The organism is Microcoleus sp. SVA1B4 (assembly GCF_036700545.1).
Taxonomy (GTDB): domain Bacteria; phylum Cyanobacteriota; class Cyanobacteriia; order Cyanobacteriales; family Microcoleaceae; genus Microcoleus.
In genome coordinates this window covers 1-15197 of the sequence record NZ_JAUBPB010000036.1, presented here as the reverse complement: position 1 = coordinate 15197, position 15197 = coordinate 1, and the positions used below count along the sequence as shown (strand labels likewise).

General features: G+C 46.3%; 11 protein-coding genes and 1 riboswitch. Of the genes, 6 read left to right on the top strand and 5 right to left on the bottom strand.

Features of this window, described 5'->3' with window-relative positions:
* Positions 1 to 7 precede the first annotated feature (7 nt).
* Positions 8 to 1591, bottom strand: coding sequence for a tetratricopeptide repeat protein (locus QT987_RS17260; protein WP_333242074.1), 1584 nt, complete (start codon positions 1589 to 1591; stop codon positions 8 to 10).
* A gap of 242 nt (positions 1592 to 1833) precedes the next feature.
* Positions 1834 to 2562: a Bax inhibitor-1 family protein gene (locus tag QT987_RS17255; RefSeq protein ID WP_333242072.1), complete on the bottom strand. Its 729-nt coding sequence runs from the start codon at positions 2560 to 2562 to the stop codon at positions 1834 to 1836.
* A 530-nt stretch (positions 2563 to 3092) separates the two neighbouring features.
* Between QT987_RS17255 and QT987_RS17250 the strand changes: the two genes are divergently transcribed.
* Entirely contained in the window at positions 3093 to 3416 is a 324-nt protein-coding gene (locus QT987_RS17250) for a PEP-CTERM sorting domain-containing protein (RefSeq protein WP_333242071.1), read from the top strand.
* An 82-nt stretch (positions 3417 to 3498) separates the two neighbouring features.
* Here QT987_RS17250 and QT987_RS17245 read toward each other — a convergent pair whose 3' ends face one another.
* The gene (locus QT987_RS17245) at positions 3499 to 5688 is read right to left on the bottom strand and encodes a VWA domain-containing protein (RefSeq protein ID WP_333242069.1); all 2190 of its coding nucleotides are present in this window, start codon (positions 5686 to 5688) and stop codon (positions 3499 to 3501) included.
* A 34-nt stretch (positions 5689 to 5722) separates the two neighbouring features.
* Entirely contained in the window at positions 5723 to 7006 is a 1284-nt protein-coding gene (locus QT987_RS17240; protein WP_333242067.1) for a HAMP domain-containing sensor histidine kinase, read from the bottom strand.
* A gap of 206 nt (positions 7007 to 7212) precedes the next feature.
* Here QT987_RS17240 and QT987_RS17235 point away from each other — a divergent pair, with 206 nt between their 5' ends.
* A complete protein-coding gene (locus QT987_RS17235) occupies positions 7213 to 8550 on the top strand; it encodes an ArsB/NhaD family transporter (protein WP_333242065.1) in 1338 nt (445 codons plus the stop codon).
* A gap of 126 nt (positions 8551 to 8676) precedes the next feature.
* On the opposite strand, the gene QT987_RS17230 is transcribed toward QT987_RS17235, so the two are convergent.
* Positions 8677 to 9870, bottom strand: a complete 1194-nt coding sequence (locus QT987_RS17230; RefSeq protein WP_333242063.1) for a sensor histidine kinase — start codon at positions 9868 to 9870, stop codon at positions 8677 to 8679.
* Positions 9871 to 10042: 172 nt separating this feature from the next.
* Positions 10043 to 10255: riboswitch (cyclic di-AMP (ydaO/yuaA leader) on the top strand.
* A gap of 99 nt (positions 10256 to 10354) precedes the next feature.
* Here QT987_RS17230 and ntrB point away from each other — a divergent pair.
* The 4 genes from ntrB to QT987_RS17210 all read left to right on the top strand — a co-directional run bounded on the left by ntrB (position 10355) and on the right by QT987_RS17210 (position 14761).
* A complete protein-coding gene (gene ntrB / locus QT987_RS17225) occupies positions 10355 to 11203 on the top strand; it encodes a nitrate ABC transporter permease (RefSeq protein WP_333242061.1) in 849 nt (282 codons plus the stop codon).
* Positions 11204 to 11376: 173 nt separating this feature from the next.
* A complete protein-coding gene (locus QT987_RS17220; protein WP_333242059.1) occupies positions 11377 to 12807 on the top strand; it encodes an ABC transporter substrate-binding protein in 1431 nt (476 codons plus the stop codon).
* 282 nt (positions 12808 to 13089) lie between these two features.
* Positions 13090 to 13929, top strand: coding sequence for a nitrate ABC transporter ATP-binding protein (locus QT987_RS17215; RefSeq protein ID WP_333242057.1), 840 nt, complete (start codon positions 13090 to 13092; stop codon positions 13927 to 13929).
* Between the two features lie 46 nt (positions 13930 to 13975).
* Positions 13976 to 14761: a universal stress protein gene (locus tag QT987_RS17210; protein ID WP_333242055.1), complete on the top strand. Its 786-nt coding sequence runs from the start codon at positions 13976 to 13978 to the stop codon at positions 14759 to 14761.
* The last annotated feature ends 436 nt before the right edge of the window (positions 14762 to 15197 follow it).

Below are 15197 nucleotides of genomic sequence, written 5' to 3'. Positions count from 1 at the left end.
AGGATTGCTATATATACTGCGAACCTGTTGAATTGAAAGTTTTACCGCATTCGTGAGCGCATACGTCCAACCTTTTGGAACAGGAAAAACTTTTCGTGAGGTCTTCGCGAAACCAATCTCTGGCGATCGCATCTTTCACTGATTGAGTTCTGAGAGAATTAAAGCCATTTCCATACTTTTCAATTAAAGCCAGCATTTGCGGTCTGTAAGTGTGGTTATAAACAGCGTATTTAGTATGACTTACCCAACAACAAGGCCAGAGTTCCGCTTCAAAACTGATAAAAATGTCTTTGCTAGCTTGAGTTTGACAGCTAATTTCTACATTTCGGTAGTAATTGTTTAGGCTACCAAATTTTTCTACAGCTTGGATAAATTGGTCTCCCTGGGGATTTTTATATTGTTCCAAGGATGGGGGTTGGAGTTCTTCGCTGGCTGGCTTTGATGGGACAGAAGGAGTTGCTTCTGGTGCTTGAGTGGTTTCGATTGCTATAGCTTGATACCAAGCATAATTTGCTTTTTCTGGTTGCCCCAACTGCGTCAACACTTTAGCCAAATTGCGATAAGCTCCTGCAAAATTGGGTTTAAGCTCGATCGCCTTTTGGTAATAAGCACTAGCTGGCTGCCACTGTTGCTGTTGAGCATAAAGACTGCCGACATTAGCATAAACTTCTGGAAAATTAGGCTGAATTTTGAGGGCCTTGGCGTAACAGTCTGCTGCTGCTTGCATCTTCCCCAAACCTTGAACAGCATTGCCTAAAGTTTTCCATGCTGCTGCAAAATTAGGTTGATTTTTTAGGGCTTGTTGGCTGGCTGCGATCGCCTCTCTTAGCAGTCCTTGTTTCAAACAGTCCTCAGCTTGTTGGTGGAACTGAAGCGCTGTATGTGTTTGATTTTGAGGGGCTGACGCATTAGTTGTTGCTGGTTGGTTGGGGCGATCGATCTTAGCGTCTACCTGAGAGTTTTCTGCTTTCTGAGGCTGTTGATTGGCGGACTCTTTATCATAAATCTCTTTCGCCACAAAACGAGAGGTTGCTTTCGGTACAAACTCGACAAATCCTAATTTTTGGGCTAAATCCCGTGCTGCTTCTACTTGGTGCTGGTTGTGTTCAAATATCAAGTAGTGCCATACAGCTTTTCCGCCAGCTTGGATGAAGGCATTAACCGACTGCATTATTCTATCCCAGTTGGTATTTTTGCGGTAAATGCTGTTAGTATCTGCCAAGCCGTCGATACTAAAAGTTACGCTGTCGTTTTCTCCTGTCATCGCCTTTGCCAGGGCTTGCCACCAGTCTGGATTGCGTCCGCTACCATTAGTATAAAGCCCGATTTGAGGAACTCCCATGCGATGCCAATATTCGATCGCCGGAATTGTGGTATTGCTAGTCATAGCATCGCCGTAGTTGCCGCACATATACACCAAATCCAACTGAGAGCAAAACTCTTGTGGGAAAATTCTCTCAATATCCTCCATCTTTAATTCTGCCCCCGGCAAAATCGGGTTGCCGGTGCGGGGACACTGGGGACAAGCTGCATTGCACCTGGAGGTAATTTCTACGCTGACTCTCCTGATATCTTCATATTTTAAGTACATGAGTTTTCTCCAATTAATTTGTGATTAATATTGAAATCGCGATCGACACAATTAGATAACAAGAGGTGTGATTGAGTGATTAAAAATTAAAATTATACCTTATGCCTGCAGGCTGTGAACATGATATAAGTTTTTTGTATAAAGACCGAGGCGGCGATGACGACTATCTTGATTTCAAATCTTAATCAAAAACCGCAGCTCGATCGACATCGAGCCGCGGTTTTTTTAAGCTAAAGTTTCAATTAATCCCGGCCGTTGAGAGCAATCAGCAGGCGCAGAATGAAAATGAACAAGTTGACGTAGGTCAAGTACATCGACAGAGCAGCGGGCAAATACTGATCGTCGCGGTAGCTGCGGGGTAATATGTAAAAATCGACGATCGCAGCGCCGGCAAATATAAACACGCCGATGCCAGAAATGCCAATTTCCAACCAGGTTGGGGTGTAGACGCCAAATAGAGATAGCAGAAACTGACCGCCAACGACGACTAACAAAGCAATCACACCTAAACTGATAGTTTTGGTGAGGGCCATGCCGTCTTGTTCAGAAAGGTTGGAGCCAATTTGGCGGGCGGCGATAAAAGTAATGCCACAGCCGAGGGCGGCAAAACCAATACCGGCGATGCCGACGCCTTCGCTTCTGAGGGCTATAGACACCAATCCGCTGAGGGTGTAGCCTGTAAGCAAGCTGTAGGTTGCCAGCAGAGGCAAAGCGGTATTTTTGTTATTTTGTTCGGCTGCGCCGCGGGCGACAAAGAACAGAATTAATTGTAGGACGATCGCGGCGATGAACGTGGGAAAGAAGATCCCAGGATAGTTACGAATCACTCCGAGGCCACCGTAGGTGCCGACAGCAGTTAAAACAAGTCCGCCGCCCACGAAGGGGAGAGCGTTGGAGATGACGTTGGGGCCTACCAGCGCGTGGTTTTTGGCCTCGCGCACGGCTTCGCGGAAATTGCTAGTGTTACTCACGAGGATTTACCTAATTTTGGCTGAGAATTGCTATCTATCATTTTGACAGCTTTACACTTTGTTTGCAAAACCTCAAAGAGTTTAAAGATTTGATAAAGAACGGGGGTGAAATCACTCCAACGCAGGGATCGATTGTTTATAATCGACTGCGTACAGGTCTGTGCCGTGTCGCCCTCTCGCACCGTTGCGCGTCGTGGCTAAGCTATAATTGAGTTTAAGAGGTCGGCGCTATCTGCGGTCAAGGGCTACCTTAAAGTCGATAAAATCGCAAATAGCGGATGTAAATCAATTTGGGATGGGGGATTTACGATTGCGGATTAAGGAGTATATGCTAGAGGCAGGGATCACAGTTAATTTTAGGCTTTTGATGGGCGACTTAGTTTAAACTAGAGACCAGAAACTTCAATAATGTAAAATCGCCAATCAAAAATCGCTTCCGTTAATTACTAAGGTAGCTCAGACAGAGGATACCCAGAAAATTAATGAATAGATCGAGTTCTATCGAAAAACTGCTAAATAGGTAATGTCCAATGCCCACATTTTTTGAGCGCAAATTATTGCCACCTACAGCCGGAATTTTATTGGCTGCCGCCGTTATTTCCGGCGGTCAACCTGCCGTTGCAGCTAATGTCCGAGCCGTTTATACCGCTACTTCTGGGCAGGGTTCAGAAAATTTGCTGCTGGCTAAAAATACCGAGCAATTCACCCAAGCAAATTCTGGAATACCGAGCCGGGGGCCGGCAAAGCCGGAGCCTCTCCCGGCAAGAATTCCTGAGCCTTCGGCGGTGGTAGGGTTGGGTTTAGTTGCGGGTTCGCTGGCGCTGACTCGCCGGAAAGTGAGAGTTAAAAATTAGACTTTTAGCCAAAAGTCTAATTTTTGGATTTTTAACCGCAGATACACGCGGATAATCGCAGATAAATCAGGATATCAGGATTTTAGCGGATCGCGTCGCGCAGAGCATTTTTAGTCATAGCTGCGATCGACTGTTCGGTAGCTTTCGGCAAGTGATAGTATTTCCCTCCAGAAGTCTTGGCCAATTCCTTCGCAAAGCCAGTCGAAATAAACTTGCTCTCGGTATCAATCACCAGCAACTGCATTCCCAAACCGCGAATTTTGGCAGCAATTTCTAACAATTCTTTCTTAATATCAGGCTTTTCTCCATCTACAATCGGTTCCCCCAAAGAACGAGCCAAAGGAATATTACCGCGTCCGTCAGTAATGGCGACAATCGCAACTTGACCGATATCTCCAGACTGACGCGCGTTGACTCCGACGCGCACGGCTTGAGTCAAACCGTGGGCCAGGGGGGAACCGCCGCCACAGGGCAAACGTTCCAAACGCTTGCGGGCCAAGGCTATCGAGCGAGTCGGCGGTAGCAGCACTTCTGCTTGTTCTCCGCGAAAGGGAATCAGAGCAACTTGGTCACGGCTTTGATAAGCTTCTGTCAGTAGCTGCATGACTGCACCTTTGGCCGACTGCATCCGGTTGAGGGCCATCGAACCGGATGCATCGACGACAAAGACGACTAAAGCTCCAGCTTTTCTGGCCAAGCGCTTCGCCCGAATGTCTCCCTGTTCCACAAATACACTGCGCTGAACCCCCCCTTGACCCCCCTTACTAAGGGGGGGTTGGCTCGCCTGTTGCCCCCCCAAGCTTCGGGGGGGTTGACTCGCCTCTTGCCCCCCCTTACTAAGGGGGGGTTGGGGGGGGTTAGAATTCCTGTCGCGACGGGCTTTTTGGTAAGGTGCGGCGGCTCTGAGGGTGGCGTCAACGGCGATGCGGCGGACGGGGCCTTTGGGCAATACTGGCTTGACGTAACGGCCTCTATCTTCGGAGAAAATGGTGCTGCGGCTGCCGGATTTGCCTTGTTTGTTGGCGGATTGTTGGGCGAATAAAAGCACGCTGGGGTCGAGAATTACGCCTTCGGGGTCGAAGAGAAATTCTTCGGGAATGGTATCTTTTTCTGGTTCTTCTTCAGGTTCCGGGTTGTCTTCATCCTCTTGGTCTTCTTCGTCTTCTTGCTCGTTTTCTGGTTCGTCTTGTTCTTGTTCTGACTGCTTTTGGGGAGGCGGTGGGGGGGGCGGAGGAGGAGAGTTTTCGTCTGGGGGAGTTTGGATGATGGTGGCGCGGGGTACGATGACTAATTCTACGGCGCGGCGCAGGTCTTCGGCGTTAACTTCTGTGCGTCCTTCGATGGCGGCGGCGGCTTTGGCGACGCGGACTGCGAATATTTCGGCGCGGTGTCCTTGAACGCCTCCCCGGATGGCTTCTTCTACTAGGTAGGCAATTTGTTCGCGTTTAATGCTGACATCTTTGAGCCATTCTCTGGCTAGGATGATTTGGGTTTTGAGGTTGTCGGTGTCTTCGCTGTATTGATTGAGAAAGTCTTGGGGGGATCGGGAGTAGGATAAAGCTTGTTCTACTGCATAGACTCTTTCTTCTATTTCGAGTGCTGCGTCGGCTGAAAGTACGATCGCGATGCGATCGAGCAAATGTTCTCTGAGCGGCCCTTCTTCGGGGTTGTAGGTGGCGATAAATAGAGGTTTGCAGGGGTGTTGGAAGCTAATGCCTTCGCGCTCTATTTGGTTGCGCCCTTCGGTTAATACTGTTAGCAATTGGTTGGAAATGTTGTCGTCGAGGAGGTTGATTTCGTCAACATAAAGTACGCCTCGATTTGCTTGGGCTAAGAGTCCGGGTTGAAATACGGTTTGGCCGAATTTCACTGATTGTTCGACATCGACTGAACCTAAGAGTCTGTCTTCGGTGACACCCAAAGGAATTTGAATGAAGGGTGTGGGAATTATTTCTGTATTTGGGGAATTAGTATCGGTGGTGTGGCCATCTTGCCCGCCATTTTCTGGTAACAAGCCTGATGCCTGTTCTGCAATAATTTCATGAGGTTCGGCGTTGCAAAAAGAATCTTTAACAATTTCAATGGGTGGCAGTAAGGAGTGCAAGGCGCGGGCCATTACTGATTTTGCTGTACCGCGACGGCCTGCGATCGCAACTCCTCCCAATCCGGGATCGACTGCTGCTAACAGCAGGGCTAATTTGATTGCTTCTTGCCCGACTACGGCGGTGAGGGGAAAGGCGGTGGTGGAAGGGCTAAGGTTGGCTGCGGGCATAGGATTTTCGGATGTAAAAATTTGAACTTAATGTTTAGCTTACTTCTTGGAGTATTTTAACTTCTTGCGGCAGAATCACGGTAAAAGTTGAGCCGACTCCTATTTCTGATACTAACTCGATTTTGCCTTGCAGCAGCGTGACGAGCCTCGATACTATCGCTAATCCCAGACCGGTGCTGTCGGTAGGAAAGAGCTGTTTGCCTGCTTCTCCTGCTTGAAAGAAGGGGTCAAAGATACGGTTTGTATCTTCGGGGGCGATGCCAATGCCGGTATCTGTAATTGCGATCGCCCAATTTCCTTCTCCAGCATGGCGGCAACTTAATTCGATGCTACCAGATTCTGTATAGCGAATGGCATTGCTCAGCAGGTTGATCAGAATTTGTTGCAGCCGCCCAGAGTCGGAGATTACTTGTGTTGGGCCGCCGTCGCTGGTAACAGCGAGCTTTAGTCCTTTAGCATCAGCAATGGGCTGCATCATTTCTACTACGGTGTTAATTACCGATCGTACATTAGTTCGCTGCAGGTTAAGTTTAATTTTTCCGGCATCGGCGCGAGAAAGTTCTAGTGTGTCATTAATCATGCGGAGCAACTGTCTGCCGTTACGCAATACTCGCTCGATGTGTTCGATGCCGGGGAGGGTATCTTTGACTTCAGATTGCCATCTTTCTTTTCGCAGGAATAATTCGGAATAACCAATAATTGAGTTGAGAGGAGTTTTGAGTTCGTGAGCCAAATGGTAGACGTTTTCTTGATTGACGCTGACGAGGCGAGAGAGTTCTTGATTGGTGAGTTTTAACTGAGTTTGGATTTGTTGAAGTTCCTGCAGCCTCTGAGCAACGTAGCTATTGAAACACTGGGCAATTGCTTCGTCTACTACGGCATCTATGAGCCTAACAGCTCTGAATACGTCGGCGGTGGTTCCTGCTAGCAATTCTGATTCTAACTGCGAGAATATTACTTGACGCAATAAGTGGTATTCCCGCGCTACTTCTGCAGCGTCGTAGCCTTGTTCTGCTCTGAGAAATCCGTGATCTAAACTGGCTTCAATTATTACTTTTATTTCGCTGTGTTGATATTGGGAAAGCACTGTGGCCATCGCCGCCAGCAGGTGAGGTATGTGATTTTCGATTGCTGAGTGCGGTAAGCCATCAGCGGTTTCAATTTTCCGATCCTGACGAACTGCTTCAATCCAGTTTTTGACGATAGTATCGGTTTTGTCGGCGAGCACTTGGCTGTAGTCCATGATGTCGGCGTGGGGGTTGAGTTTGGCAGAGATTGCCCATGCTTCATTGTAGTGGAGCGATCGCCAGATTGCCATACCAAACTTCGGGCGATCGCGACCCTGCCAAAAGAAGTAGTTTTGAGGTGATTTTTTCCCAGTGCCGGAACTCTCTCTAGGGGTCGATCCCAGCTTGTTGCTACAATAATCAGCCCTTCAACCTATTGACAGAAGAGCCATAAAGTAGTAGATTGCCTCACACTAATAGTTTTTAATTTTAAGTTTTAAATTTTTTAGGGGAATAAATGGAAAACGTACAAGCTGTGATTGCTGCAACAACATTTATATGTGTAGTTTTCTTAATAATTACAGAATGGATACACCTCACAGTAGCGGCATTTCTGGGAGCGGTGATTCTGGTTTTTACCCATGTGATGACGTTAAACAACGCGATCGAATATATCAGTCGGAGTCACGCAACACTGGGCTTATTTTTCGGAGTCATGGTAATGGTGAGAGCCTTTGAGCCTACCAAAGTATTTGAATATTTGGCAACTCAAATAGTTATTTTGGCTAAAGGCAAAGGCAAAAATTTATTGCTGGGCATTGTCGCAATTACTACGCCAATTTGTGCAGTTTTGCCCAATGCTACGACAGTCATGCTGCTAGCACCATTAATTCCGCCAATAGCCCAAGAAGTCGGGGTAGATTTTGTGCCGTTACTGATTTTAATGGTATTTGTGGCTAACAGTTCGGGACTGCTGACAATCGTGGGAGATCCGGCGACATTCATTGTCGGCGATGCTATTAACATGAGCTTTGCAGATTACCTAGCTCAATTAAGTTTGGGCGGGGCGATCTCAGTAGCAGTCTTAGTGGCGATCCTACCTTGGCTGTTTCCCGAAATCTGGAACAAAAAATTAGAAGATTTGGATAACTTGCCGCACCCAAAAATTAATCACCAGCGAGTCTTAGCAGTGGGCGGTGTAATTATAGCTTTCGTGCTGACATTTTTTGTAATAGGAGAGTCTCTGCCCGTGCCTATTTCACCGGCGGCGGTTGCTTTGTTGGGGGCTGCATTGGCAATGCTCTTAGCTCACCATTCCCAAATTGATTCTGTTAATAATATTTTGCGGGATTTAGATTGGAGCACGCTGCTATTTTTTATGTCATTTTTTGTGCTAATTGGCGGTTTGGAAAAAACCGGGATTATCGGTCATCTGTCAGGTTTTTTAGCAGTTATTTTAGGAAAAAATATTTTTTTTGGTTCTTTAGGTTTGTTATTTGTTGTGGGTTTGATGTCGAGCTTGGTGCCCAACATTCCGCTGGTGGTGGCGATGGTGCCGCTGCTAAAACAGTATGTTGTCAATGTCGGGTTGGCACCGGCAGAAGTCCTGGCTCCGGATTTTGCAGGGCAGTTTCCACCTGCTGTGCTGCCGCTGTTTTATGCGATGATGTACGGGGCAAATTTAGGGGGAAATGGCAGTTTGATAGGAGCTTCTTCTAATATAGTGGCGGCGGGAATTTCTGAACTGCACGGACGCCGGATTTCTTTTCAAACTTTTCTGCGTTACGGATTTCCTGTGATGGCGTTGCAATTGGTGGCTGCGGCTGTTTATGTAACTATTCGGTTTCTGATTTGAAGAAGTCATTAGTCATTAGTTATTAGTCATTAGTTATTAGTCATTAGTTTTGTTGCGAGAGGAATAAAGAAGGAGTAAGGTGCTTAGGTTGCAGCCTAAATATAGAGATTGAAGTGAGTCCTGAATCTAAACTCCATCCAATTCTAAGGGGAAAATTACAGTGAAGGAGGTGCCAACTCCTACTTCAGAAACTAATTCGATTTTACCTTGCAAGAGGTTGACTAATCGAGCGACAATTGCTAGCCCTAAGCCGGTACTGTCAGGCATCACAGAACCCAGGGAGTTGTTGGCCCGAAAAAATGGCTGAAAAATCCGATCGCAGTCTTCTGAAGCAATGCCAATTCCTGTATCGGTGATGCAGATACTCCAATGTTGGTCTGGCAATAATTCGGTTTTTATGGTAATAGTACCAGCTTGGGTGTAGCGAATGGCGTTGCTCACCAAGTTACTGACAATTTGCTGCAAGCGCAAGTAATCTGTCATAACTTGATCGAGAACCGGATCGCAGTCAATTGCGATCTCTAAATTTTTTGCTTTAGCCAAAGGCTCGATTATTTCGACAATAGTGCCGATCGCCGATTGCACATTGGTCGCAGTTAGCTGCAAATTTATGCGTCCCGCGTCGTACCGCGAGATTTCGAGAGTATCGTTAATTAATCTAAGTAATAGTCTGCCGTTGTTGAGGACTTTATCAATATGTGCCAAATTGGGAGCCGAATCTTTAACTCTAGGATTGTTTATTTGGCGCAAAAACAATTGTGAGTAGCCAATAATAGAGGTGAGGGGAGTTTTCAATTCGTGAGCTAAGTGAGATATATTCTCTTGACTGGCGCGAAGTAAGCGACTCAGCTCTTGATTTGTAAGTTGCAATTGGTTTTGCATCTCCTGTAGTTCTTGGAATCTTGCCTGGGTATAGGTTTGAAAACAGTCAGCAATTGCTTCGTCGAGGGCAGTGTCAATTAAGCGATAAGCTCGGTTCACTTCAGCGGCTGAGCCTTTTAGCAATTCTGGTTCTAAAGCATCGAAAATTACCCTCCGCAGCAAGCGGTATTCCCGGGCAATTTCTTGGGCATCGTAGCCTTGTTGTGCCCTGACATTCCCGTGGTCTAAACTTTCTTGTATAACTGCCCGAAAGTCGCTTTCTTTTGATTCGGACAGCATAGTTACGATCGCTTGCAGTACGATGGGAAGGCTGTCGCGCACGGAATCGTAGGTGAGTTGCTTGGCGGTGCCGATTTCCTCGTCGCCCCGAACAGCTTCGATCCAGTTTTGGACAATTATGTCAATTTTATCTTGTAGCGCTTGGCTAAAATCTATCATTGCTTTTATAGAAATCAAGTAAGCGATCGTATTTTATATTTCTAGATTACTTTAATAGTTAACTTTTTGAATTTTCTCTCAACTTTTGGGCTTCGCCGCCGATCGCCAATTGCTACTCCTAAAGACATATTGACACAATTAAATGCTCGTGCTACCTTATGTTAAATTGGCTTAAAAAGTCAAGCCTAATCCAGCACTGCGCGATCGAACCAAGCGTGTGGCTGGAGCGGAGGAACCAATTTTCGGGGCGAATCTCTAGAGAATTAAAAAGCAAAGTTAAAAATTGCCAAATTTGAGTGTAATTTTTGATTTTGAAATCTCACGAGAAGGACATCTCTCAGTCCTAGCCCGTCAGCTAACTTCGCAGGCATTGAGAAGAGACTGAAAAGCCAACTTTCTGAACAAGATAGTTTGGCTTCGTCAGTGTCTCAGGTTGGTATTGTTCAAGATTCTTGTACCTGCCCTGACTCTGAAGGAGTTTGAAATGTTCATACAGCTTAATTTATCTGCGATCGCAGTTGCAGGAGTTGCAGCGTGGAAGCGGGTAAAACCCGTTGTCATCCGAGATGCTGTTTTGTTGCCTGCTGCGGGTTTTTTGGGAATTCTGGGCTTGTGGTGGATTGTTGCCAGCTTCAACAGCGATTTGATTCCCACTCCCTATCAGGCGTTAATCGCTAACTTAGATTACATATTCCATCCATTTTACCAGCGCGGGCCTGGAGATTTAGGCATTGGCTGGCTGCTGCTAGCGAGTTTGCGGCGGGTGTTGGTGGGATTTTTGCTAGGTGCTGCAGTTGCGATTCCCGTGGGATTTCTCATCGGGATGTCTAAACCAGCAATGATGGCGCTCAATCCGCTGATTCAAATCTTCAAACCGGTGTCGCCGCTAGCTTGGCTGCCCATAGCTTTATCGATTTTTAATTTAGCAGAGCCGTCGGCAATTTTTGTCATATTCATCACGTCTTTGTGGCCGACAATTATCAACACAGCTTTGGGAGTTTCTAACGTTTCCAAGGATTATCTGGATGTGGCGCAAGTTTTGGAAATGCCACGCTGGAGGCGAATTACCAAGATAATTTGGCCGGCGAGTTTGCCATACATTTTTACAGGTTTGCGGATTAGTTTGGGGATTGCTTGGCTGGTGATTGTGGCGGTGGAAATGCTGACAGGCGGTGTGGGAATTGGCTTTTTTGTCTGGGATGAATGGAGCCGTTTGAACCTGAGTTCGGTATTTTTAGCGGTGTTTGTAATTGGTTTAACTGGATTGTTGCTCGACGCTGCTGTTGACAAAGTTCAGGAATTAGTAACGCATCGATCCGTCATTAATCATTAGCGATTAGTCAGTAGTCATCAGTCATTAGTCAGCAGCGAACAGTTAACTATCAACTGTCAACTGTAAGGTGCGTCGCTCATCGATGGTCGATTTTTGTTTGTGATGGTTGGTGGCGACGCACCCTACAACTACAACTTCAAATCTAAAATCTAAAATCTAAAATCTAAAATTGTATGAGTGACAAGTTTTCCAATGAATGGAAGCGCCGCGAGTTTTTGCAAGGAATGGGCTCGGCGGTGGCGGGAATGGCTTTATCTGGTTGTGGAATTAGCGCGGATCGATCGGCAAAAGGACTGACAGAAGAAGCCTCAGCCGTAAAGCCGGTGGTCGATTCCCGAACCTTAGAAAAACCAAATTTAACCGTAGGATACGTGCCGGTTAACGATTGTGCACCATTTGCGATCGCCTGGAAAAAAGGCTTTTTCCGCAAATACGGTTTAAACGTCAAACTCAACCGCGAAGCAAGCTGGGCAACCTCCCGCGACGGCCTCATCTTCGGCCGCCTCGACGCCTCCCCAGTCGTATCCGGCGCGGTCACAAACGCCCGAATTGGCGCAGAAGGAGCGCGCCACGCACCCCTGTGCGCGGCAATGACAATTCACCGCCACGGCAACGCCATGACGATGAACAAAGCTATGTGGGATTTCGGTTTACGCCCGTGGAACGAATACAACGGCAATTTGGAAGAATTTGGCAAACAATTTCGAGCTTTTTTTGACAGTCAGCCGTCGGAAAAAAGGGTTTGGGCAGTTGTTCTGAGTTCTTCGATTTACGAATACTTTGTCCGCTACATATCGGCGGCTGCGGGTGTCGATCCGTTGAAAGAATTTCGGGTAATTATTGTGCCGCCGCCGCAGATGGTAACGAACATCAGGATTGGCGCCATGCAGGCTTACATGGTGGCAGAACCTTGGAATACGCGGGCAATTCAAGGCAATTTGGGAGTGGGTTTTACCTTCGTGCAAGGCAAGGAAGTTTGGCTGGGGCATCCCGATCGCCTTTTGGGAGTAATGCAATCTTTCATTGAGGAAAATCCGAAGACTTATTACTCGCTGGTTAAGGCAATGGTGGAAGCTTGTCAGTATTGCAGCCAGCCGGAAAATCGCAGTGAAATAGCGGCGCTGCTGACTGAGCGATCGTTTACGGGGGCGAAACCGAAAAAAGGGGCGATCGACAAATTTACGCGGCCGGCAATTGTTGGCGACTACAACTATGGAGGGTTTGACGAAAAAGACCGCACCATACAATCGGAAGATGCAACTATTTTCTATGACATTCCTAAGAATTTGCCTCAAATACCCGGAAATCATTCAACATTTATGTGGCAGTCTCAGAGTATTTGGTTGATGACTCAAGCCGCTCGCTGGGGACAGATTAAAGAAGTGCCAAAAAATGCTGAGGAATTAGCTAAAAAAGCTTGGAGAACCGACCTTTACCGCAAGATTGTTGCCGAAATAGGTATCAATTGTCCCCAGGAGGATTACCAAGTGGAACCTGCGGAACTTTTCATTGATAAAAAGGCATTTGATCCTAGCGATCCGGTGGGTTATTTGAATAGTTTTGAAATTCGAGCCCACCGCCCTCAGTCTTTTTTTCAGTCTTAATGTTTGAGATGTTGCGCTTTTCCTAATGTCCCGCCAGGGAATGAATTCCCTGGCTAATAGAAGACAGTCGGTTGAAACTTATATCTTGCACCATTCTCAATAAGCATTTTAGGAACAGGCAAGATGCCTGTTCCACAAGAAAATTCACTCTTTGTGGAACAGGTATCTTGCCTGTTGCTGACAATGGTGCAAGATGTGAGTTGAAACCGACTGACCAATTTTAGGATTTAGGCAATAGCCCGAAAATTCAATTAGCACTTTACTACTTTTTAGGAGAATACCGTGAGCCAATACCCTTCTACTTCTACCAGTACCAAAAATTCCGTCAAGAGCGATCGTCTATTTCTAGAAATTGACAACTTGTTCAAGTCGTATAAAAATGGTGACGGTACAGAATTTAGCGTTCTCGAAAATATCAATTTAAGTATTGGAGAAAACGAATTTATTTCGGTAATTGGTCACTCTGGGTGTGGCAAATCAACGCTGCTAAAAATAGTGGCGGGTTTGGAAAAACAGAGCGGGGGAATGGTGACACTGGAAGGAAAAGAAATTCGCAAACCGGGAGCCGATCGCATGATGGTATTCCAGCACTACGGATTGCTGCCTTGGCTGACGGTGCGGGAAAATATTCGGCTGGCAGTTGATGAAGTTTTGCAAAGTCTTAGCCGTTCCGAGAAGATTAGTCTTGTCAACGAACACCTAGCAATGGTAAACTTAACATCGGCAGCCGATAAATATCCAGACGAAATTTCAGGGGGCATGAAACAGCGGGTTGGGATTGCGCGAGCTTTGGCGATTCGACCGAAAATGTTATTAATGGACGAACCGTTTGGAGCGCTGGATGCTCTGACTCGCGGTAAGTTGCAGAAACAGGTGCTGGACATCTGGGAAAATCACAGACAAGCTGCAATGATGATTACTCACGATGTGGATGAAGCTATCTATATGTCCGATCGCATTGTGCTGATGACAAATGGCCCGGCTGCGACGATAGGTGAAATTTTGTCAGTGCCGTTTGCGCGCCCGCGCGATCGCCAAGAGTTGCGGGAATCCCAGGAGTATTACGAACTCCGCAACTATGCTTTGAATTTTCTCGATCGCTACTTTACCCAAGACGAATAACGCCCGACGAACAGAGAAAACAATTCACTTAATAGAGGTCAAGCCTGTGAATCTCAAAACAATGTTAGCGCGTTTTGAAAGTGCATTGGGATACCAAAATTTAGCAGAAGAAATGGTGTTGCTGCCGGAGCCAAAAGTACCCATTTCTAAGAAATCCAAATCTCCACAACAGCCAAAAACTATCAATTTTATTGTCGGTTACAACAGTTCTCCCCAAAGTCAAATAGCTCTGGATATTACCCTTTGGATGGCGCATCAAACTCGTTTAGTAACAACTAAAGAAGTCACGGTTCAAGTTGTCTACGTGATCGACGAATCGCCCAAAAGTTACGGCGAAGATAGTTGCAAACTTGCTGTAGCAAATGCCTTGGCGGCACAGCAGAAAGTGTCTGATTTAGAGGGAACATTCGCCCTTAATTGTGCAGCACCTGCACTCGCTTTACCAACCGAAATCCCATCGGTATCCCAGCAAAACACTTGGATCGATCCGCATTATTTCCAAGCAATTTATGGTCAAAATAATGAGTACGAGGTAGCAGATAAGTTGCTGTGGCAAGCGCGCTGTTTGGCTGAGGAATGGCGCGGTTTATTCAAAGCTCATTTACGCATCGGGCGGGTTGCTACAGAACTGAGAAATGTGGTTGAATTAGAATCAGCAAATTTACTGTTCTTGGGCTGTGGTTCTGGCAACCATCGGCTGGTTAGGGAACTAGGCAATAATTTTCCGTGCTGCGTACTCGGGATTCCTTCGGCACTCAGCTATCACATGGATGTTCAGCCTGAAGAAAGTTTGAGCAAGTTACAGTTGGCGACAACTATACCTGCACGTTAAACTTGTTCACTTGTTGGGCCAGAATCTAATATGTAAGGTGCAGCGCACCCTACCGCTATAATTCGCGCGCCAAACTTTTTTTGCCTTAGTCCTAAGTTGATGAAAAATTAAAAATAGTTTCCTCCCTCGAAGTCCTAATTATGAGACAATTAGGACTTTTTTTGATTGTGGAGAATTTTAAAAATTCTCGTCAAATAAAATTATCGGCACTTATCTGATCGTAGACAGTTCGTTAACTAATTTTATCTTTCCCCGGCACACAGAGCGCAGCAGGCGATCGATCGAGCGTTTGTCTTCCTCAGTCAAAGTTTCATCAAAAATAGCAGCCATCAAACCGTACCTATCCGCTAGAGTAATGTCAGGGTAAACGCATCTAAATTAATTTGACAAACACCTAAATTTGTGCATTACTAAATAACTAAAAAAAACTTTTAAA